20 protein-coding genes are annotated in these 18,882 nt (G+C 69.8%); 13 read left to right on the plus strand and 7 right to left on the minus strand.

All coding sequences use genetic code 11. The features are described from left to right. Positions 1 to 122: 122 nt before the first annotated feature. The 3 genes from AC3WLN_RS09005 (at position 123) to AC3WLN_RS09015 (ending at position 2,095) form a co-directional block, all read left to right on the plus strand. Positions 123 to 701: a TetR family transcriptional regulator gene (locus AC3WLN_RS09005; RefSeq protein WP_492480677.1), complete on the plus strand. Its 579-nt coding sequence runs from the start codon at positions 123 to 125 to the stop codon at positions 699 to 701. A gap of 171 nt (positions 702 to 872) precedes the next feature. Beyond that, on the plus strand, positions 873 to 1,649 hold the full coding sequence (locus AC3WLN_RS09010; RefSeq protein ID WP_492480678.1) for an acyltransferase family protein: 777 nt from the start codon (positions 873 to 875) through the stop codon (positions 1,647 to 1,649). Further along, the gene (locus AC3WLN_RS09015) at positions 1,532 to 2,095 is read left to right on the plus strand and encodes an SGNH hydrolase domain-containing protein (RefSeq protein ID WP_492480706.1); all 564 of its coding nucleotides are present in this window, start codon (positions 1,532 to 1,534) and stop codon (positions 2,093 to 2,095) included. Before AC3WLN_RS09010 ends, AC3WLN_RS09015 begins: the two co-directional genes overlap by 118 nt. On the opposite strand, the gene AC3WLN_RS09020 is transcribed toward AC3WLN_RS09015, so the two are convergent. Both AC3WLN_RS09020 and AC3WLN_RS09025 read right to left on the minus strand, forming a co-directional pair. Next, a complete protein-coding gene (locus AC3WLN_RS09020) occupies positions 2,062 to 2,295 on the minus strand; it encodes a Flp family type IVb pilin (RefSeq protein WP_492480679.1) in 234 nt (77 codons plus the stop codon). The genes AC3WLN_RS09015 and AC3WLN_RS09020 overlap by 34 nt on opposite strands. A 161-nt stretch (positions 2,296 to 2,456) precedes the next feature. Beyond that, a complete protein-coding gene (locus AC3WLN_RS09025) occupies positions 2,457 to 2,768 on the minus strand; it encodes a DUF3072 domain-containing protein (RefSeq protein WP_492480680.1) in 312 nt (103 codons plus the stop codon). 289 nt (positions 2,769 to 3,057) lie between these two features. Here AC3WLN_RS09025 and AC3WLN_RS09030 point away from each other — a divergent pair, with 289 nt between their 5' ends. The 4 genes from AC3WLN_RS09030 (at position 3,058) to AC3WLN_RS09045 (ending at position 6,014) form a co-directional block, all read left to right on the plus strand. Then, positions 3,058 to 3,564, plus strand: a complete 507-nt coding sequence (locus AC3WLN_RS09030; protein WP_492480707.1) for a MarR family winged helix-turn-helix transcriptional regulator — start codon at positions 3,058 to 3,060, stop codon at positions 3,562 to 3,564. Then, positions 3,564 to 4,289, plus strand: a complete 726-nt coding sequence (locus tag AC3WLN_RS09035) for a response regulator (RefSeq protein ID WP_492480681.1) — start codon at positions 3,564 to 3,566, stop codon at positions 4,287 to 4,289. The genes AC3WLN_RS09030 and AC3WLN_RS09035 overlap by 1 nt, the downstream gene beginning before the upstream one ends. A 4-nt stretch (positions 4,290 to 4,293) precedes the next feature. Then, positions 4,294 to 5,685 (plus strand): ATP-binding protein, encoded by a 1,392-nt coding sequence (locus AC3WLN_RS09040; RefSeq protein ID WP_492480682.1) that lies wholly within the window; start codon positions 4,294 to 4,296, stop codon positions 5,683 to 5,685. Between the two features lie 134 nt (positions 5,686 to 5,819). After that, positions 5,820 to 6,014 (plus strand): hypothetical protein, encoded by a 195-nt coding sequence (locus AC3WLN_RS09045; RefSeq protein WP_492480683.1) that lies wholly within the window; start codon positions 5,820 to 5,822, stop codon positions 6,012 to 6,014. Positions 6,015 to 6,099: 85 nt separating this feature from the next. Here the strand turns inward: AC3WLN_RS09045 and AC3WLN_RS09050 are convergent, their stop codons facing one another. Both AC3WLN_RS09050 and AC3WLN_RS09055 read right to left on the minus strand, forming a co-directional pair. Next, a complete protein-coding gene (locus AC3WLN_RS09050) occupies positions 6,100 to 9,243 on the minus strand; it encodes an efflux RND transporter permease subunit (protein ID WP_492480684.1) in 3,144 nt (1,047 codons plus the stop codon). 12 nt (positions 9,244 to 9,255) lie between these two features. Then, positions 9,256 to 10,506: an efflux RND transporter periplasmic adaptor subunit gene (locus AC3WLN_RS09055; RefSeq protein ID WP_492480708.1), complete on the minus strand. Its 1,251-nt coding sequence runs from the start codon at positions 10,504 to 10,506 to the stop codon at positions 9,256 to 9,258. A 206-nt stretch (positions 10,507 to 10,712) separates the two neighbouring features. Here AC3WLN_RS09055 and AC3WLN_RS09060 point away from each other — a divergent pair, with 206 nt between their 5' ends. Next, positions 10,713 to 10,886 carry a hypothetical protein gene (locus AC3WLN_RS09060; protein ID WP_492480685.1) on the plus strand — a complete coding sequence of 58 codons (174 nt, stop codon included), beginning with the start codon at positions 10,713 to 10,715 and terminating at the stop codon, positions 10,884 to 10,886. A 136-nt stretch (positions 10,887 to 11,022) separates the two neighbouring features. Here AC3WLN_RS09060 and AC3WLN_RS09065 read toward each other — a convergent pair whose 3' ends face one another. Next, positions 11,023 to 11,808, minus strand: a complete 786-nt coding sequence (locus AC3WLN_RS09065) for a Crp/Fnr family transcriptional regulator (RefSeq protein ID WP_492480686.1) — start codon at positions 11,806 to 11,808, stop codon at positions 11,023 to 11,025. 438 nt (positions 11,809 to 12,246) lie between these two features. Here AC3WLN_RS09065 and AC3WLN_RS09070 point away from each other — a divergent pair, with 438 nt between their 5' ends. Together AC3WLN_RS09070 and AC3WLN_RS09075 are read left to right on the plus strand one after the other, a co-directional pair. Continuing rightward, positions 12,247 to 12,957 carry a Crp/Fnr family transcriptional regulator gene (locus AC3WLN_RS09070; RefSeq protein ID WP_492480687.1) on the plus strand — a complete coding sequence of 237 codons (711 nt, stop codon included), beginning with the start codon at positions 12,247 to 12,249 and terminating at the stop codon, positions 12,955 to 12,957. Positions 12,958 to 13,370: 413 nt separating this feature from the next. Further along, a complete protein-coding gene (locus AC3WLN_RS09075) occupies positions 13,371 to 14,117 on the plus strand; it encodes a sigma-70 family RNA polymerase sigma factor (RefSeq protein ID WP_492480688.1) in 747 nt (248 codons plus the stop codon). Positions 14,118 to 14,122: 5 nt separating this feature from the next. On the opposite strand, the gene mgtE is transcribed toward AC3WLN_RS09075, so the two are convergent. Then, positions 14,123 to 15,493 carry a magnesium transporter gene (mgtE, locus tag AC3WLN_RS09080; protein ID WP_492480689.1) on the minus strand — a complete coding sequence of 457 codons (1,371 nt, stop codon included), beginning with the start codon at positions 15,491 to 15,493 and terminating at the stop codon, positions 14,123 to 14,125. Between the two features lie 519 nt (positions 15,494 to 16,012). Here mgtE and pqqA (AC3WLN_RS09085) point away from each other — a divergent pair. Together pqqA (AC3WLN_RS09085) and pqqA (AC3WLN_RS09090) are read left to right on the plus strand one after the other, a co-directional pair. After that, positions 16,013 to 16,102: a pyrroloquinoline quinone precursor peptide PqqA gene (gene pqqA / locus AC3WLN_RS09085; RefSeq protein ID WP_055952695.1), complete on the plus strand. Its 90-nt coding sequence runs from the start codon at positions 16,013 to 16,015 to the stop codon at positions 16,100 to 16,102. Between the two features lie 79 nt (positions 16,103 to 16,181). Continuing rightward, positions 16,182 to 16,271, plus strand: coding sequence for a pyrroloquinoline quinone precursor peptide PqqA (gene pqqA / locus AC3WLN_RS09090; RefSeq protein WP_055952690.1), 90 nt, complete (start codon positions 16,182 to 16,184; stop codon positions 16,269 to 16,271). 84 nt (positions 16,272 to 16,355) lie between these two features. Here the strand turns inward: pqqA (AC3WLN_RS09090) and dinB are convergent, their stop codons facing one another. After that, the gene (gene dinB, locus AC3WLN_RS09095) at positions 16,356 to 17,444 is read right to left on the minus strand and encodes a DNA polymerase IV (protein ID WP_492480690.1); all 1,089 of its coding nucleotides are present in this window, start codon (positions 17,442 to 17,444) and stop codon (positions 16,356 to 16,358) included. Between the two features lie 227 nt (positions 17,445 to 17,671). Between dinB and AC3WLN_RS09100 the strand changes: the two genes are divergently transcribed. After that, positions 17,672 to 18,826: a dimethylmenaquinone methyltransferase gene (locus AC3WLN_RS09100; protein ID WP_492480691.1), complete on the plus strand. Its 1,155-nt coding sequence runs from the start codon at positions 17,672 to 17,674 to the stop codon at positions 18,824 to 18,826. Positions 18,827 to 18,882 lie beyond the last annotated feature (56 nt).

An 18,882-nucleotide genomic window follows, 5' to 3' on the forward strand; every position in this document is an offset into this window, starting at 1 on the left:
GCCCGCGCGGTCCGCCGGCCGACCCGCACCCAGCCCCCCTCGGCGGGCCGGCCGGCGCGGACCTCTGTTTGGATGACGGTCCGCATCTATATAAGGCTGGGCGCGCAACGGGAGGGCCGGGAATGCCGAGGGTTTCGCAGGAGCAGGCCAAGCGCAACCGCCAGCGGGTGGTCGAGGTGGCCGCCGCGTTGTTTCGGGAAAGGGGTCTCAACGGCGTCGGCGTCGCCGACATCATGGCCTCGGCCGGCCTGACCCATGGCGGCTTCTACGGACAGTTCGCCAGCAAGGACGCCCTCGCCGTCGAGGCGTTCGACTCGGCCTTGGGGGAGAACCGACGCGGCGGTTTGGACGTGCTGATCGACCAATACCTGTCCCTGGCCCATGTCCAGGCGCCGGGCTTGGGCTGCCCCCTCGCCGCCCTCGCCAACGACGTCGCCCGCGAGTCGCCCGGCAGCCCCTTGCGCGGACGCTTCACCCATGGGGTCCGCCATCTCGTCGGGCTGCTGTCCGAGCTCTCGCCTCAGGGAGCGAAGGAGCGGCGCCGTCAGCGGGCGCTGGCCAAGCTCTCGACCCTCGTCGGCGCTGTCATCCTGGCGCGCGCGGTCGATGATCCGAGCCTGGCCGACGACCTCCTCCAGGCCGCACGGTCCGCCACGACGGAGCGCGGACCGTCACCTGCACCGACCGCTCCGTCGCATTGACGGGGGCTCCACCAGCACGATGAAGCGCGGGACGGCCCCGGGGAGGGACGAGGCCTCCGGGCGGTTCCATACCGAATGGAGGCTGCTCGGCGCGACGCCGAATCTTCACAGGATCGAGCTGTCCGTCGTCGCGTCGGACCGAAATGCGGTCCGCCCGCCCCCGCGAGGCGTTTGAACGCGACGCTCGTCCTCGTCATCGCCGGTTTCCCGATGACGCGCATCGTCACCGGACGCCTGCGGGAACAGGATTTCAGCTTCCTGCGATTCGACGCCGCTCGCTTCGACCGCATCGGGCCGGCGCTGTTCGGACTGTGCCTGGCGCTGCTGACCGTCGGATTGGTCTTCATCGACCCGCTCGTGCCGAAGCAATTGGGCCGGCATATCACCGGGTCGCCGGGATGTGCTTCCAATATCCAATATCATCAGGAAGCCGGGTATCTCGACCGGAAAAGCGATGGGAAGGGGTTGCGGCACACCTGGTCGTTGTCGGTCGAGTGGCAGTTCGACCTCATCGACCCGGTCTGTCTCGCGCTGGCCTGGACGCGCGCGCCGAAACCGTCTCCGCTGCGGCTGATGGTCTGGATCGGGTGCGGGTTGTCCTCGGCCCTGTGCATCTTTCTGCCGAGCTTTCATCAATCCGCGGCCTTCTCCTGGTTGCCCCCGCGGGCCTGGGAGATGCTGGCCGGCGGCCTCGTCGCGCTCCACCCCGTCTCGTCTGGTCGCGGGCGAAGATCCAGGGCGCCGTCCAGATCGGCAGCCTGGCCGTGCCGCTGTTCTGCGTCGTCGCCTACAGGCCATGGCCGTCCGATCAGCGCGTGGTCCTCACCGCGCTGTGGTCCGGTTTTCTCCGCTCCGGGCAGACCGTCTGCTTCATCGATGGCGAGCGCTGCGTGGACTGGACGCCCGAAACTCTGCCCGGCCGTCTCGATCGATCGATGCGGACCCTGACGGCGCGGCTTCAGCGCGTGCGGCAATCCGGGGCCGACGTCGCCATCCTGCTCACCTGTCCGTTCAGCGAATTCGAGGTTCCGCAGGAGCGGGCGAAGCGCCTGTACCTCGGTCAGGGCACGGCGAACGTTCAGCCGATCGATCGCGCGCACTTCCGCCAGCCCAGTCGGGCGATCCACGATCGGCTGAGGGCCCTGGCGCAGGAGATCGGCGCGGAAATCCGCGATCCGGCGCCGTGGATGTGCGGGACCGATACCGGCCCGGCGGTCAATACCGAACTGAGGCCCCCGCATCTCGACCAAGTCCATCTTCGGGAGAGCGGCATCCCGGAGCAGCGCTTCGCCGTCCTGGACCGCCTCGTCCGCCCGTTCGTGAAGGAGGTCGCGCGTCCTGGTGATGAGTCACCGTCTGGTCAGGACGTCCGGTTGAAGGCCGTACTGATGTAAACGTACATCCCGTTCGTCCGGTCGGCGAAGAACCGTAATGCGCCCACGATCGCCAGGAAGACGAGGGCCAAGATCAGACCGTACTCGATCATCGTCGAGCCGGACGTGTCTTTCAGGAAGCGCCGAGCCAGTGTTCGGAAGCGCGGGACCGGCCGAGCGCCATGCCGATCCCTGGAGTGGTTGATGTCCAGCTCGGTCATGGCCCTGTGACGTCTTTCGCCGAATTCGCTCGTGCGGGACGATAGACGGCCTTCCTTGCGGAGGACTTAAGCGGATCGCCGAAGGTCCACGCTGCCCCGGTCGACCGGTCCGAGCCGCCGGATGACACCGACGGCCCGGGTTCCGGCCTCGGCCTCGACCGTCAGGCCTTGCCGGATTCCTTGCGGAGGGCGTCGATGCGCTGGGAGGCCTCGGCCTTGTCGAGATCGGGATCGAAGGCCTCCGGGTCCTTCACCTCCTCGGACAGGGTCTTGAGGTAGGAGGCCTGCGCACCGGTCATCGGCTCACCGCCGGTGGTCCACTGGCTCGGGTCCTTGATCTGGTTCGAGACGTCCTTCGGATCGGTCTTCGGGTTCTCGTCCGCCTTGGATGCGGACGCTTTGGACTCGGAGGCCTTGGACTTTGAATCCTGGGCCTTGGAATCCTGGGCCTTGGAAGCCTGGGTGCTGGCCATGATGGAATTCTCCGGTTCACGAAATGTTCTGGTGAACGCGGGGCCCGCATCCCGGTTCCTGCCAGGGGGGCGCGGCAGCCGGCTTGTCCCGTGGTCAAGTGTCTCACGGTTTCGGAAGGCCGTCGATCCACGGGTCCGGTCCGGGCCCGTCACCGCGAAAGTGGGGCGCGACCGGTTCACGGGCCGGGGGATTCGCCCGGCGCTGAGGCTTGACGGGTGGTGACGGGGCTGGAACATGTCAACAACGCTGACGTAAATCGAGGTCGCCCCCGACGTGACTGCCCACGCGATGCGAGATGCCGAGTTCGACGCGCCGCCCTCCTCCGGCTCCGGAGACGATCTCATCGAGCTGCTGTTCTTCGCTTACCGGGATTTCGTCGGCGACCCCGACCGCATCCTGGCGCAGTACGGCTTCGGCCGTGCCCATCATCGGGTGCTGCACTTCGTCGACCGCTATCCGGGTCTTACGATCGCCGAACTCCTCGATATCCTGCGCATCACCAAGCAGAGCCTCAACCGGGTGCTGAAGGATTTGATCGAGCAGGGCTACATCGTGCAGAAGACCGGCACCAGCGACCGGCGCCAGCGGCTGCTGTTCTGCACCGCCGCCGGGGCGGATCTCGCCGGCGACCTGATGCGGGTGCAGAGCCGGCGGGTGGCGCGGGCGCTCGCGGCCTCGGAGCGCGGCGGCGAGGCGCCGCTTTCGGCCGAGAGCTTCCTGTTCGGCATGATCGAGCCGGACGCGCGCGCGGCCGTCCAGCGCCTGATGGCCCGGCGCGCACGGAGCGCCGCCTGATGGGCACCGCCGGAGCGCGCACGAACGTCGAGCTGCCCGACCATGCGCCCCACATCCTCGTGGTCGACGACGACCGCCGGGTTCGGGAACTGCTGTCGCGCTTCCTCTACGAGCAGGGGTTTCGCGTGACCGCCGCCGGCAACGTCCCGGAGGCCCGCACCAAGGCGCAGTGCTTCGTCTTCGATGCCCTGGTGCTCGACGTGATGATGCCCGGCGAGAGCGGCTTCGATTACGCCCGGGAGGTGCGCCAGACCTCGCGGGTGCCCATCCTGATGCTCACCGCCCGCTCGAACCCCAACGACCGGGTGATGGGCCTGGAGATCGGCGCCGACGACTACCTCCCGAAGCCCTTCGAGCCGCGCGAACTGATCCTGCGCCTGTCGAACATCATCAAGCGGCGCAGCGCGGACGGCGGCGGGCGCGCGCAGGGGCACGACACCGTGACCTTCGGCCCCTTCGCCTACCGGATCGACCGGGGCGAGCTGCGCCGCGAGGACGAACTCATCCGCATCACCGAGCGCGAGCGCGAGATCCTCACCATCCTGGCCCAGGCCGCCGGCGCCAATGTCGAGCGCGAGGCCCTGGCCGGAAGCGGCGGTCTCGCGGCCGAGCGCAGCATCGACGTGCAGATCAACCGCCTGCGCCGCAAGACCGAGGTCGACCCGGCCAATCCGCTGTTCCTGCAGACCGTGCGGGGCGTCGGTTACCGCCTCGCGGTCGATTGAGCCCATGGCCGCCGCCGGCCTCCTGCAACGCACGGCGACCCGCCTCGCCGCCCTGCCCCGGCCCGGGCGCCTCTGGCGCCTGGTCAGCCGCGCCATCGGCGACGTGCTGCCCAAGGGCCTCTATGCCCGCTCGCTGATCATCATCATCGCGCCGGTGGTGCTGCTCCAGTCGGTGATCGCCTACACCTTCATGGAGCGCCACTGGCAGCTCGTGACGCGCCGCCTCTCCGCCGCCGTCACCGCCGACGTCGCCGCGCTGATCGACATCTACGAGAGCTATCCGCAGGACAAGGATTCCGAGACCCTGACCCGGATCGCCAACGACCGGCTCAACCTCGACGTCGACATCCTGAAGGGCGCCAAACTGCCGCCGGCCGGGCCGCGGCCGTTCTTCTCGATCCTCGACGAGGCGCTCTCCGACGAGATCCGGCGCCAGATCCGCCGGCCCTACTGGATCGATACCGTGGGCCGCTCCAGCCTGATCGAGATCCGGGTCTCGATCCCCGACGGGGTGATGCGCGTCACGGCGCGCCGCAGCATGGCCTACGCCTCAAACTCGCACATCTTCCTCCTCTGGATGAGCGGCTCGTCGCTGGTGCTGCTCGGCGTCGCGATCCTGTTCCTGCGCAACCAGATCAAGCCGATCCTGCGCCTCGCCGCGGTCGCGGAGAGCTTCGGCAAGGGCCGCGAGATCGAGTTCCGGCCCCGCGGCGCCCGCGAGGTGCGCCAGGCCGGCCACGCCTTCATCGAGATGAAGCGGCGCATCGAGCGGGCGATGGAACAGCGCACCACGATGCTCAACGGGGTCAGCCACGACCTACGCACCATCATCACGCGGTTCAAGCTCTCCCTCGCCCTCGTGGAGCAGACGCCGGAGGTCGAGGACCTGCAGCGCGACGTCGACGAGATGAGCCGGATGCTGGAGGCCTACCTGGCCTTCGCCCGCGGCGATTCGGGCGAGGCCGCGGTGCCCACCGACATGCGGGCGCTCCTCGAGGACCTGCGCACCGATGTCGAGCGCCTCGGCGCCCACGTGGAGGCCGTGGAGATGGAGGACCAGCCGCAGCTGACCCTGCGGCCGGACGCGATGCGGCGCTGCCTCTTCAACCTCGCGGCCAATGCCGCCCGCTATGGGGAGACCGTCGCCATCACCGGCCGGCGCGAGGCCCGCGCCTTCCTCGTCTCCATCGACGACGACGGGCCCGGCATCGCGGCCGAGCAGCGCGAGGAGGTGTTCAAGCCCTTCGTCCGGCTCGACGACGCGCGCCAGGATGCGGGGGGCTCCGGCCTCGGGCTGTCCATCGCCCGGGACATCGCCCGTGCCCATGGCGGCGACGTCAGCCTGCACGACAGCCCCCTCGGGGGGCTGCGCGCCACGGTGCGGATCCCGGCCTGATCCGGGCTCATCGACCGCACCAAGCGTGGCCGATCCAGCTTGGCGCCGGGTGCAGCGCGATGCTATGAGGGTCCCAGACAACGCCACACGGGCCGGTGAGCCGGGTCCGACAGAGGTTGAGAGACCCGCACGCCATGAACAGCCCGCTGACCCCCCTCCTGATCCTCCTGCTCCTCCCGATCTCCGCCATCGGCCTCGTGCTCTATACCGATGCGGGCATCGAGCCGGCGCTGTTTTACGCCACCGTGAAGACCTTCGCGGTGCTCTTCGTCGTCGCCGGCGGCCTCTGCTTCGCCGCCAGCCGCCTCGCTGCCCGCAGCGAGGGCTGACCGCGCCGTCGAAGCTCGCAGGACGCAACGAAAAGGCCCGGACCGAAAGGTCCGGGCCTTTTCGTTGCGGGGACCCGCCGCAGGCCTACTCGGCGGCGATGCGGGGCGGCGAGAACGGCTTCGGGTCGTTGGCCGTGTGGGTCGGCGGCAGGGCGAACGCGCCCTCCGTCGGCTCGTCCACGGCGCCGACGAAGCGGCCGAGGAGGCGCACGAACAGGCGCGAGAGGTCGTCCACCAGGATGAAGATCGCCGGCACGAAGACCAGCGACAGGCCGGTGGAAACGATCAGGCCGCCGATCACCGCGATGGCCATCGGTGCGCGGAACTCGCCGCCGATGCCCAGCGCCATGGCCGAGGGCACCATGCCGGCCGCCATGGCGATGGTGGTCATCACGATGGGGCGCGCCCGCTTGCGGCCCGCATCCACGATGGCGGTGACCCGGTCGACGCCGCGGGCCATCTCCTCGACGGCGAAGTCGACGAGCATGATGGCGTTCTTGGTCACCACCCCCATCAGCATCAGGATGCCGATCACCACCGGCATCGAGATCGGCTTGTTGAAGATGAGCAGCCCGAGGATCGCGCCGCCGATGGAGAGGGGCAGCGAGAACAGGATGGTCAGCGGCTGCAGGAAGTTGCCGAACAGCAGCACGAGCACGCCGAAGACCATCATCAGGCCGGCGCCCATGGCCAGCGCGAAGCCCTCGAAGACCTCGCCCATCACCTCGGCGTCGCCGGTCTGCCGGATGGTGACGCCGGGCGGCAGGTCCTTGGCGGTGGGCAGGGCGAGCACCGCGCCGATCAGCGCCCCGAGCGCGTCCGAGCCCTCCATGTCGGCCTCGAGGGCCACGCGGATGGCGCGGTCGTAGCGGTCGATGGCGGTCGGTCCGCGCCCGAGGCTGAGGTCGGCCACGGTGGAGAGCGGCACGGCCGCGCCGCCTTTCACCGGCACCTTCAGGGTCTCGATCTGCGAAAGGTCGCCGCGCAGGCGCTCGGGGAGCTGAACCCGGATCGGCACCTGCCGGTCGATGGTGTTGAACTTGGCGAGATTCGCGCCGATGTCGCCGATCGTGCCGACCCGGACCGTCTCGGCGATGAGGTCGGTGGAGACGCCGAGATCGGCCGCGACCCCGGCCTTCGGCCGGATGCGGATCTCGGTGCGGTCCAGCGGCGCCGTCGAGAGCACGTTGACGAGATGCGGCACGCTCGCCGCCTCGCGCTGGAGCCGGGCCGCCGTCTCGGCCACCACCGCCTTGTCGGGGCCGGAGACGATCAGCGTGACGTCGCGCTGGCCGCCCTCGCGCAGGGCCCAGAACCGGATGTCGGGCACGTCGTGGAGGATCGCCCGGATGGCCGTATCGACCTGCTTCTGGGTGCGGTGACGGGTGTTCTTCGGGGTGAGGTTGATGGTGAAGGTGGCGAGCCGGACCTCCTTCTTCGCGGGCAGCTGGCGGCCGCCGTCGACGAAGACGCTGCGCACCTCCGGCAGGGCGCGGATGCGCTCCACCAGGCCGTCGCTCACCTGCGTGGTGTCGGACAGGCGCGCGCCGGGCGGCAGCTCGACCACGAAGATCGTGCGGGCGGCGTCCTCCGCCGGAAGGAAGCCCGCCGGCAGCAGGCCGGTCGACAGGATCGACCCGGCAAAGCAGGCGAGCCCCAGCACGAGGGTGATGAACTTGTGGCGCACCGACCAGGCGACGACGCGGGTGTAGCCCCGCATCACCGGGCCCTCGCGGCTGTGGTCGGGGCCGTGGTCGCGCAGGAAGTAGGCCGCGAGCAGGGGCGTGATCAGGCGCGCGACGAGGAGCGACATGAACACCGCCGCCGCGATGGTGAGGCCGAACTGCTTGAAATACTGCCCGGCGATGCCGCTCATGAAGGAGACGGGGGCGAAGATCGCCATGATCGTCGCCGTGATGGCGATGACGGCGAGCCCGATCTCGTCGGCGGCTTCCAGGGCGGCGCGGTAGGGGGATTTGCCCATGCGCATGTGGCGGACGATGTTCTCGATCTCCACGATGGCGTCGTCGACGAGGATGCCCGTCACCAGCGTGATCGCCAGCAGGCTGACGGCGTTCAGCGAGAAGCCGAGGCTGCTCATCACCCAGAAGGTCGGCAGGACCGAGAGCGGCAGGGCGATCGAGGCGATCAGGGTGGCGCGCCAGTCGCGCAGGAACAGGAACACGACGATCACCGCCAGCGCCGCGCCCTCGACGAGGCTCAGCATCGCCGAGTGGTAATTGCCCACCGTGTTGGTGACCGAGGTGTCGATGACGTCGAAGCGCACGCCGGGATGGCGGGCGCCGAGTTCCGCGATGCGCTTGGCGACGCCGACCGCCACCTCCGCGTCGCTGGCGCCGGTGGAGCGCGAGATCGCGAAGGCCACCACCGGCTCGCCGTTGAAGCGCGCGAAGGTGCGGGGCTCCTCCGAGCCGTCCACCAGGCTGGCGAGCTCGTCGAGGCGGACCTTGCGGCCACCCGGTACGACGATCGAGGTCTCCGCCAGGGTATCGAGGCTGGCCGCCCCCGCCAGGGTCCGGATGGACTGCTCCTGACCGCCGAGTTCGCCGCGCCCGCCGGCCATGTCGGCGGCGGTGAGGCGCAGCTGGCGGTTGACGTCGGCGGCCGTGATCCCGAGCGCCAGCAGGCGGTCGGGCTTCAGGGTCACCCGGACCTCGCGGGCGACGCCGCCGAGGCGCTCGACGCCCCCGACCCCCTTCACGCTCTGCACCTGCCGGGCGATGACGTCGTCGATCAGCCAGGACAGGTCCTCCGGCGTCATCGCCGGGGCCGAGGCGCCGTAGATCATGATCGGCAGGCCCGCGATCTCGACGCGGTTGATGATCGGCTCCTCGATGGTGCGGGGCAGGTTCACCCGCACCTTCGAGATGGCGTCCTTCACATCGTTGACCGCCCGGTCGCTGTTCACCTCGAGACGGAACTCGATCGTGGTGCTGGAGACGCCCTCCGAGATCGTCGAGATGACGTGCTTGACGCCCTTTACCCCCGCCACCGCGTCCTCGACGACCTTGGTCACCTGGGTCTGCAGTTCGGAGGGCGCGGCCCCCGATTGCAGCACCTGCACAGAGACGATGGGGATGTCGATGTTGGGAAAGCGGGTGATCGGCAGCGCCCGGAAGCTGACGAGGCCGAGGACCACCAGCACGAGGAAGAGGACGAGGGAGGGGATCGGCTTGCGGATCGCCCAGGCCGAGATGTTCAGGCGCATGGGATCGTCCGATCAGCGGGGTGCGGCGTCGGCCGCCGGGAAAGGCGCGGCATCGGCCGCCTTCACGGTCGGGATGACGGGCCGGACGCGATCGCCGTCGCGCAGGAAGCTGCTGGCCCGGGCTACCACAACCTCGTCCGCCCTGACGCCGGAGCGGATCTCGAGGACGCCGTCGGCGGCGAGGCCGGGCACGATCCGGCGGGCTTCGACGCGATCCCCGGCGACGATGAAGACGCTCGCGCCGCCATCGGCCCCGTAGAGCACCGCCGAGAGCGGCACCGCCACGCCGATGCGGCGCGCGACCTCGACCTTGCCGCGGGCGAAGGCACCGATGCGCAGGCCGGGGTCGGGATCGAGGCCGATGCGGATGCGCCCGAGGCGCGTGGTGCGGTCGATCTCCGGATCGATGCGGCGCACCCGCCCCTTCAGGGTCCGTCCCTCGTCCCAGTCCAGGCGGACGGGGTCGCCGACATGGAGGCGCGGCATCCAGACCTCCGGGACCTCGCCCTCCAGCTCGATCTCGCCGCGGGCGATCAGGCGGAACATCGGCTCGCCGGCGGCCGTCGCGGTGGCGCCGACCCGGGCGGTGCGGCGGCTCACGATCCCGGCCTCGGGCGCGCGGATCTCGGTGCGGGCGCGTCGAAGGGCGATCTCCGCCCCCTGCGCCCGCGCGGTGGCGAGATCGGCCTCGGCGAGCTGAAGCCCGCCGCGCGCGGCCGCGAGGCGCCCCTCGTTGCCCTGGGCGGTGGAGATGCGCTGCTCCAGGGTCACCGCCGTGGCGTTGCCGGTGCGGATCAGGCTGCGCGTGCGTTCGAGGGCGAGGTTGGCCTCGACCTGGGCGGCCTCGGCCTGCACGATCTGGCTGCGGGCCTGGATGATCGCGGCCTGCGCCTTGGCGATGGCGGCGGCGTTCGCCGCTTCCTGAGTCACGATCATCTCGAGGGAGAGCCGCGCCAGGGGCTGGCCGCGGGCGACATGGGCCCCCTCCTCCACCAGGAGTTCGGTGATCCGGGTGCCCTCGATCTCCGGCGCCACGAGGATCTCGTCGCGCGGCACCAGCGTCCCGGTGACCACCGCGCGCTCCACCACCTCGCGCTGGATTGCCGGGACCACCGTGACGGCCGGCGCGACGGCGGCCGGATCGGGAACCGCCGCGGGTTCGGCCGCCGAGGCGCGCGGGGCGGGTCCAGCGAGCAGCGCCAGCGTGAGGAGCGGTATCCTGGCGAGCGACCTGGACCGAAGGCAGTGCAGCAGGGATCGCATGGCGGGCGGCTCGTCGACGTCGGACGTCCGAGGCATGGAGCGCGAGACCGGCGATTTCATGGCCCACCTCCGTTTCAGGGCGCACCCCGCGGGCGACGGCCGAATGCCACCGGGGCAGGTCCCTCCGGTGCCGCTGCCCGCAACTTTCGTCCTGCTGTCACGTTGTAGACGAGCATAGACCTTTCTCGCTAAAGGGTTAACGATCCATGAGTATTTTCGAGGTTCGCCAGCAAACCAACGGTGCCGTTCTCTGGACGGGCAGCGCGCTCGACGCGGCCTCCGCCCTCGACGCGATGGCCCGCGAGGCCGGCTACACCGATTTCCAGGCCCTGCCGGAAGACATCCGCGCGGCCGATCCGGTCGCCCGCCCGATCGTCTGAGGCGCCGCCCCTCCTGGGGGGCAATTCACCGTGGCTAGAACCCGGCCCGTCCGCTCGGATGGGTCGGGCGCTCGCGTTCCGCGATCGTCCCGTGCGATGACCGGCGCCGCCACGATGCGCCTGCGCTCCGGTCGCGTCACCGGCCGCCGTTCTGCACCGGCGCGAGATAGGCGGGGTCGAATCCGCTCAGGCTCGTCAGGCACGGGATGTTCCGGATCGTCAGCACACGGGAGCGGAGCTCGATCAGGCCCTGGCGCTTGAGGTCCTGCAGCGTCCGGTTGACATGAACCGTCGAGAGGCCGGTGGTGTCGGCGAGGTCGATCTGGGACGTCGGCAGGTCGTAACCGTCGCTCCGCGCCAGTCCGACCGTCCGAAGCCGCGTCAGGAGTTCGAGGAGCAGGTGGGCGATGCGCTCGATGGCCGAGCGGGAGCCCAGGTTCACCAGCCACTCGCGCAGGATCGCGTCGTCCATCAGGTTCGCCCGCCGCATCAGGGCGATGAGGTGGTTTCGGTCCTGCGCGAGATCCTGGAGCGGATCGAACGCGATGCGGGCGAAGCGGCACGGCGACAGGCTCGCGATCGCGTGGTCTCGGCGGTCGAGCAGGGCGATGTCGAGGTCGCAGAAATCGCCCGGCACCATGTAGGCCAGGATCTGGCGGGCGCCGTTCGCCCGGAGCTTGAAGCGGCAGGCCATGCCGTCGAGAAGCACGAAGATCCCCGTCGGGCGCTCGCCGTCGCGGGCGACCTCCGTGCGCGACCCGACCGGGAACGTCTCGGCGCACAGCGACGTCAGGATGTCGCGATCCTCCGCCGTCAGGGTTCCGAAATGCTCCAGCTTGTGGATCAGCGGCTGCGTCGCTTCGGCGTGCCGCCCCCCCGGTAGGCCCGGGATCAATCCCGAGAGATCGTCAGGCGCGCTCATCGCGCTCGCTCCGGCGACCGTGGCGGGCCAGGATTCCCGCAACCCGCGCTCGGCTTCGCACCATCCGTCACAGCGCCGTCAATCCTCGATCCGACCGATGTCAGGGCCACGCGCCGTCGCGCGCGATCCTGCCCCGAACTGGAGACGCGGTCTCCTCACCGTCAGAGGCCGGAACCTTGCAGCGCTTCCGCCCGGTCCTTGGCTTTGCTCCGGTATTGTCTGAACCGCAGCGTCTATAAATCCTAAATTCCTATCCGCCGCAGTGCCATACGACTTTGGTGTGGTGCCCGACACTTACGGAGTGTCGACTACCCGACAGACCGCAGAGCGGGCTTGCCTTTGTCTCGCATCGTACAGATAGTCGAAAACTGTTTGTATATATTCCTGATTATGGGTCCGTGAGAGACTATTTGTGCTCTTGCCCCAAGGGACAGGGCCGTGTCGCTGCTAGAGCAATCTGCCGTTCGCAATCGCTTGCTCAACCGTCTCTCGCCAGGCGATTACAGGTTGCTTCAGCCACACCTGCGGTCGATGCCGACGGAATTGCGCCAGGGGCTGATCTACCCGCACAGGCCGATCCAGGACCTCTATTTTCCGGAGACGGGCTACGCCTCGATCACCACCGCCGGCACCAGCAGGGTCGAGGTCGGCATCATCGGTCCCGAGGGCGTGGTCGGAGCCACCCCGGTCCTGCTGGGGAGCGACCGCACGCCCTACGACCACTTCGTGCAGAATGCGGGCGAGGTGCTGGCCATCGAGGCCGGTGCGCTGGTGGCGGCGACTGAGGCCAGCCTCACCCTGCGCAACCTGCTGCTGCGTTTCGTCCAGACCCTGCTGGTCCAGACCGCGCAGACGGCCTTCGCCAACGCGAGCTACAACATCGAGGTCCGTCTCGCGCGCTGGCTGCTGATGTGCCACGACCGCGTCATCGGCGACGAACTGACCGTGACCCACGACTTCCTGTCGTTCATGCTCGGGGTCCAGCGCACGACCGTGACGCTGGCCCTGCAAATGCTGGAAGGCAACCGCCTGATCAAGGCGCGCCGCGGCCGCATCGAAGTCCTCGATCGCACCGGCCTGCTGAGCGTCGCCGGCGACAGCTACGGCGTGCCCGAATCCGAGTACCTGCGGCTCATCGAGAACGCCTGAGCCTGTTCCCCGCCGCCGGGGCCGTGGGGTCCGACCCGCCGACGGGACGACGCGTGCGCAGGTCCACCCCGCGGGAGCGGCGTCGGGGTGGCCGGATCGGCCTTTTCCCAAAGCTATTGAACCGTCGCCCGTCCAGCCGGGTTGGGATGATACGCATCATGCGTTCCTCCCTGGACTCGGCCCGCCCGGCAAAGGCCGCGGCGGGCTATTTGTCGTATTAAAATAGTATAATTTCCAGAAGAAACTTCGCCATATCATCGGGCGTGACCGGAACGACTGTGCGATAACGTGCCAAGATATCTGAATGTCTTCCCATTAACCTGTGTTGATGCGAGCGTGTTCCTGGGCTTGCACAGTCGGATCGATTGAAGGGACACGGTGCTGTCCGTCCCGATTGGCTGAGAAGACACTGGATGACATCGCAATCAGAATCCGATGCACCAACCCGCCTCGCTCCCGAGAAAGCCCCCCCGCTCGCGCCGTCGATCCGAAGATCCCTCGGGCAGCACCTGCGCGATGCCTACGCCTCCCTGGACGACGGCCAGCCCGACCGCTTCGCCGTCCTGCTCGCCCGGCTCGAGGCCGTGCTCGCCGCCCGCGGCGAGAGCCTCACGGCGGAGGTCCGGCAGGGGCTCCGGGACCACGCGGCGGGCCTGCGCAAGTACGCCCTCTCGCTGACCCGCGACACCGCCCGCGCCGACGATCTCGTGCAGGACACCATGCTGCGGGCCTGGATGTACCGCGAGAGCTTCACGCCCGGGACCAACGTCTGCGGCTGGCTGACCATCATCATGCGCAACACCTTCTATTCCGGCCAGCGCAAGCGGGTGCACGAGGTGGAGGACGGCGACGGCAGCTATGCCGCGCAGCTGGTGACGCTGCCGGCGCAGGGCGCGGTCCTCGACCTCGAGGACGTCAACGCCGCCATCGGGCGCCTGTCGACGACCCTGCGCCAGGCCCTGACGCTCGTGGCCATCGACAACCTGACCTATGACGAGGCCGCCGCCGTGATGGGCTGCAAGATCGGCACGGTGAAGAGCCGCGTCTGGCGCGCCCGCGAGAGTCTCGCCGCGCTCGTGGGCTACTCCGCCGACGAGATCGGGCCGGACCGCCTGGCCAATTCGGTGCTCAGCGACATGAGCCTCCGGCCCCGGGCCTGAGGCGCCTACAGCAGCGTCCCGCGCAGGATCAGCATCGCCACCGAGAAGTAGATGACCAGCCCCGTGACGTCGACGAGGGTGGCGACGAAGGGGGCCGACGCGGTGGCGGGGTCGAAGCCGAGGCGCTGCAGCAGGAACGGCAGCATCGAGCCGGTGAGCGAGCCGAAGGTGACGATGCCGACGAGGGCCGCCCCCACGGTCGCCGCCACCAGCATCCAGTGCTCGCCGTAATCGTAGAGCCCGATCTTCTGCCAGACCACGATCCGGACGATGCCGATCGCGCCCAGGATCGTGCCGAGCACGAGGCCGGTGGGCAACTCGCGCAGGGCGACCCGCCACCAGTCGCGCAGGCGCACTTCGTGCAGCGCCAGGGCGCGGATGAGGAGCGAGGTGGCCTGGCTGCCGGAATTGCCGCCCGAGCTCATGATCAGCGGGATGAACAGCGTCAGCACGATGGCCTTCTCGAGTTCGCCCTCGAAGCCCTGCATGGCGGTGGCGGTCATCATCTCGCCGAGGAACAGCGCGCAGAGCCAGCCCGCCCGCTTCCGGATCATCGTGCCGAAGCCGATATCCATGTAGGGCTCGGGCAGCGCCTCCATGCCGCCGAAGCGCTGCACGTCCTGCGTCTGCTTCTCCACCATGGCGTCGATCATGTCGTCCACCGTGACGATGCCGATGACGTGGCCGACCGCATCGATGACAGGGAGCGCCAGGAGGTCGTATTTCGAGATCAGGCGAGCGGCCTCCTCGCGGCTGGCCGTGGGCGAGACCGCCAGCGGCCGCCGGTTCGGCGCCACCGAGAGCACGTTGTCGCCCGGATTGCCCGAGATCAGCCGGCGCAGGGGCACCGCCTTGGTCAGGGCCCGGGTGCGCGGGTCGAGGACGAAGATCGCGTAGATGGTCTCGCGGGTCTTCTCCACCTGGCGGACGTGGTCGAGGGTCTGCTGGACCGTCCAGTTGCCCGGCACCGCGACGAACTCCGTGGTCATCAGCGAGCCGACGGTCTCCTCCCCGTAGGTGCTCAGCCGGTCGACGGCGCCGCGGGTCTCGGCGTCGAGGCGGGCGCGCAGGTCCGAGCGGCCGGGCTCCTCGATCTCGCGGAACAGGTCGGTGATGCGGTCGGCCGACATGCCCGACAGGTAGGAGGCGACCCGGTCGCGGGGCAGCATCTCGATGATGTCGGCGGCACAGTCGAGCTCGGGCTGGTCGAGCACCTCGATCGCCCGCTCCACCGGCAGGCCGAGCAGGATGGCGGCGGCGACCTCGGGCGCCTCGTCGTTCAGGGCCTCGACGATGTCGGGCGCGCGCTCGTCCGACAGCCGGGCGGCGAGCACCGCCGGATCGATGCCGGTCGGGAAGGAAGCGATCTCGTTCATGGGCTCACCTCGCAGGGCGCGCGATCCGGCCGTGGAGCCGTCCCGCATCGGGCCGCCGGGGCCCGGTCAGCGGGGCGTCAGGCGGCGGGAGCGGAGGCGGCCGCGCACGGCGCGGGCGATCGGTCTGGATTGTCGCTGGGCATCGGAATCGTCGAGAGGGAGCCGAGGCGCGCGCGGCGCGGTGAGTCGTGACTCCCGCGCAGGCCCGGTCGGCGGCGCGTCAGTGCGCCTCCCCTCCCCGGGGCGTCAAGCCGAAAACCGGCGGCGCCGAATCTTTCCGCCTCGACCGTGGTCCGGCCGCCCGGGGACCCGGTCCGGCGCCGGCGCGCCCGGACTCGCGAAGCCTGAAGATCGGCATCATATCTCTCGCTTTGCCCTCCCGCAGGCCGGATCGCGCCGGCACCCGGCTGCAGGATCGGCATTTTCCCGCGATCCTATGAGAAATATAAGTGTAGCGCCCACTTGTGTTGTGCCCAACACAACGGCATATCAAGGGCGTCGAACACGAAGGAGTTTCCCATGAAGTGGTCCGCCCCCGTCGTCCAGGAAATCTGCGTCGGCATGGAAGTCACCAGCTACGAGTCCGCCGAGATCGATCCCTTCAACTAAGGTCCGACCTTAGTTCGCAGACGGATCGAACCCGACCGGGTTCGGCTTTCACCCCACACAACCAACCAGGAGAGACGTCATGAAGTGGTCTGCCCCCATCGTCCAGGAAATCTGCGTCGGCATGGAAGTCACCAGCTACGAGTCCGCCGAGATCGATCCCTTCAACTAAGGGCGATCGCGGGTCCCGCCTGCGGGACCCGCTGATCCGAGGGGGCGCTGTCCGAGAGGGCGGCGCCCCTTTCGTTTGTTCGGGTCACAATCCGAGGCCGAGCTGGCGCGGCTCCGGGGCGGGGCCGTGCTCCAGGGCCGAGAGCGAGACCCCGAGGAGGCGCACGCTGCGCCGCAGGGGGAACAGGTCGCGCAGGAGGGCGAGCACGGTCTCCTCCAGGGCGGCGCGGTCCGGCACGAAGCCGGGCAGCGAGCGGGCCCGGGTGATCTGCTCGAAATCCGCGAACTTGACCTTCAGCGTCACCGTGCGGGCCCGGACCTCCCTGGCGGCGGCCGCATTCCAGACCTTGTCGAGGATCGGCGCCAGCCGCCCCGCGAGCACCGCGTAGTCCGCCGAGTCCTCCGAGAAGGTGTTCTCGGCCCCGATGGATTTCCGGATCCGGTTGACCCGGACCGGACGGGCATCGATGCCCCGCGACACCCCGTAGTAATACGGCGCCGAGGCGCCAAAGCGCGCCGTCAGCCCCTCGAGGCTGAGGGCCCTCAGGTCGCGTCCGGTGAGGATTCCGAGCGCCTTCATCCGCGCCTCGGTGACCGGGCCGATGCCGTGGAAGCGTCCGATCGGCAGGTCCTCGACGAAGGCCGGCCCCATGGCGGGGGTGATGACGAACAGGGCGTCGGGCTTGCGGAAGTCGGACGCCACCTTGGCCAGGAACTTGTTGTAGGACACGCCCGCCGAGGCCACGAGCCCGGTCTGCGCGCGGATCGAGGCCCGGATCGCGCGGGCCACCGCGGTGGCGGTCGGCAGCCCCTGGCGGTTCTCCGTCACGTCGAGATAGGCCTCGTCGAGGGCGACGGGCTCGATCAGGTCGGTGTGCTCGGCGAAGACCGCCCGGATCTGCTCCGAGATCGCCCGGTAGACCTCGAAGCGCGGCTTGACGAAGACGAGGTCGGGGCAGAGCCGGCGCGCCGTCACCGAGGGCATGGCCGAGCGCACGCCGAAGGCCCGCGCCTCGTAGCTCGCCGCCGCGACCACACCGCGCTCGCGCGAGCCGCCCACCGCCACCGGCCGGCCGCGCAGGGCGGGATCGTCGCGCTGCTCCACGGAGGCGTAGAAGGCGTCCATGTCGATGTGGATGATCTTGCGGATCGCGCCCGCGTCGTCCGGGTCCATCGCGGACGCCCCTCCCGATCGGTTTGTCGGCCCGTGTTCGTGGTCTGTTCGCAGATTCCCGGTCCGGCCGCGGGAATCAAGCCCGGCTTCCCCGCGATCCACCGCCGAACCGACGCCGGGCGCGCCGGGGCTCGCCGCGGAGGCGGGCGTGCCGCATAAGGGCGCCGAGACGCTGCGACAGACGACACGCGACGCCCGCGCTGCGCGACCCGCCCGAGGACAGGCCCTTGAAGATCACCCAGATCACCCATCACGATCTCGACGGCTACGGCGCCTCCACGGTGGCCGGCCAGTTCGCCGACATCGCCCGGATCGTGCACGTCCCGCGCTACTCCGATGTCGGGCCGGTGGTCGAGACCGAGCTGAAGCGCCTCGGAAAGACCGCGGCGCCCGAGATGATCCTGATGACCGATCTCGGTCTCGAGGCGGTCGCGGTGACCTTCATCCGCAACTTCGCCGCCCTCAACCGCCGCCGCGAGCCGGAGGCGCGCCACCGCCTCGTGGTGCTCGACCACCACGCCTCCTCGGTGGACCAGCTGCGCGACCAGGGCCTGGCGCCCCAGGCCGATCCGGACGTGCCGGGCCTCCTGCGCTTCGACCTCGAGGACCCGAACGTCGTCGTGCTCATCGACGAGGCCCGCTGCGCCACGCGCATGGCCTACGAGCACCGGACGCTCTACGCGACCCGCGCGGCCGGCGAGGACCCGATCCTCGGCGCCCTGGTGACGGCGGTGGACGCGGTCGACCTCTGGCGCAAGGACCGGCCGGAATTCCGCAGCGGCCTGAGCCTCGACGAGATGTTCTGGGACAACGTCTCCAACCTCGTGCCGATCGGCCATCCCTGGCACGACCGCTTCGTCGGCGACCTCCTGCTCGGGGTGGCCCGCCTCCTCGGCGACGGCGCCTCCCCGGCCGTGATCGAGGGCCAGGTCCCGGCCCTGCGCAAGGCCATCCTCGACGCCTACCTCGCCGACGACGAGGGCGACGACCGCAGCCTCACCACCCGCATGCGCATCGCCCGGGTGCTCGCCCGCTCGGACCTGTTCCACCCCCTGTCGGACGGTACGCTGATGTCCTTCGGCCTCGATTCCGGCACCTTCCAGCGGGTCTCGGACCTGATCATGGAGAGCGGGCGGGCCAAGCGCGTCCTCAACGTGCAGCGGGCCGGGACGATGTCCTTCCGCTCCAACAACGAGACCGCGCTGGACGGGGCGCGGCGCTTCCGCGGCGGCGGCCACAAGGACGCGGCCGGCGGCAAGCTGACCAGCGGCTCGGCCTTCTCCCTGGCGGACGCCATCGCCCAGGTCGAGCCGGTGCTCAACCCGCCGGCGGCCGATCCGGCGCTAAGCCCCTTCGCGGCCCTGAAGAACTGGAAGGGCTGAGACGAGCGGCCCCGCCGCCGCCGACGGTGCGTCGGCGGAAAGGTCCCGGATTGCCC

The sequence above is a fragment of the Methylobacterium sp. FW306-05-D genome, from assembly GCF_058782155.1.

Bases quoted from the DNA above. Each gene is read 5' to 3' on its own strand.
- AC3WLN_RS09020 (WP_492480679.1), bottom strand. From the start codon at position 2,295: ATGACCGAGCTGGACATCAACCACTCCAGGGATCGGCATGGCGCTCGG.
- AC3WLN_RS09050 (WP_492480684.1), bottom strand. From the start codon at position 9,243: ATGCGCCTGAACATCTCGGCCTGGGCGATCCGCAAGCCGATCCCCTCC.
- AC3WLN_RS09030 (WP_492480707.1), top strand. From the start codon at position 3,058: ATGCGAGATGCCGAGTTCGACGCGCCGCCCTCCTCCGGCTCCGGAGAC.
- mgtE (WP_492480689.1), bottom strand. From the start codon at position 15,493: ATGAACGAGATCGCTTCCTTCCCGACCGGCATCGATCCGGCGGTGCTC.
- pqqA (WP_055952695.1), top strand. From the start codon at position 16,013: ATGAAGTGGTCCGCCCCCGTCGTCCAGGAAATCTGCGTCGGCATGGAA.
- AC3WLN_RS09025 (WP_492480680.1), bottom strand. From the start codon at position 2,768: ATGGCCAGCACCCAGGCTTCCAAGGCCCAGGATTCCAAGGCCCAGGAT.
- dinB (WP_492480690.1), bottom strand. From the start codon at position 17,444: ATGGACCCGGACGACGCGGGCGCGATCCGCAAGATCATCCACATCGAC.
- AC3WLN_RS09055 (WP_492480708.1), bottom strand. From the start codon at position 10,506: ATGCGATCCCTGCTGCACTGCCTTCGGTCCAGGTCGCTCGCCAGGATA.
- pqqA (WP_055952690.1), top strand. From the start codon at position 16,182: ATGAAGTGGTCTGCCCCCATCGTCCAGGAAATCTGCGTCGGCATGGAA.
- AC3WLN_RS09040 (WP_492480682.1), top strand. From the start codon at position 4,294: ATGGCCGCCGCCGGCCTCCTGCAACGCACGGCGACCCGCCTCGCCGCC.
- AC3WLN_RS09005 (WP_492480677.1), top strand. From the start codon at position 123: ATGCCGAGGGTTTCGCAGGAGCAGGCCAAGCGCAACCGCCAGCGGGTG.
- AC3WLN_RS09045 (WP_492480683.1), top strand. From the start codon at position 5,820: ATGAACAGCCCGCTGACCCCCCTCCTGATCCTCCTGCTCCTCCCGATC.
- AC3WLN_RS09075 (WP_492480688.1), top strand. From the start codon at position 13,371: ATGACATCGCAATCAGAATCCGATGCACCAACCCGCCTCGCTCCCGAG.
- AC3WLN_RS09035 (WP_492480681.1), top strand. From the start codon at position 3,564: ATGGGCACCGCCGGAGCGCGCACGAACGTCGAGCTGCCCGACCATGCG.
- AC3WLN_RS09065 (WP_492480686.1), bottom strand. From the start codon at position 11,808: ATGAGCGCGCCTGACGATCTCTCGGGATTGATCCCGGGCCTACCGGGG.
- AC3WLN_RS09060 (WP_492480685.1), top strand. From the start codon at position 10,713: ATGAGTATTTTCGAGGTTCGCCAGCAAACCAACGGTGCCGTTCTCTGG.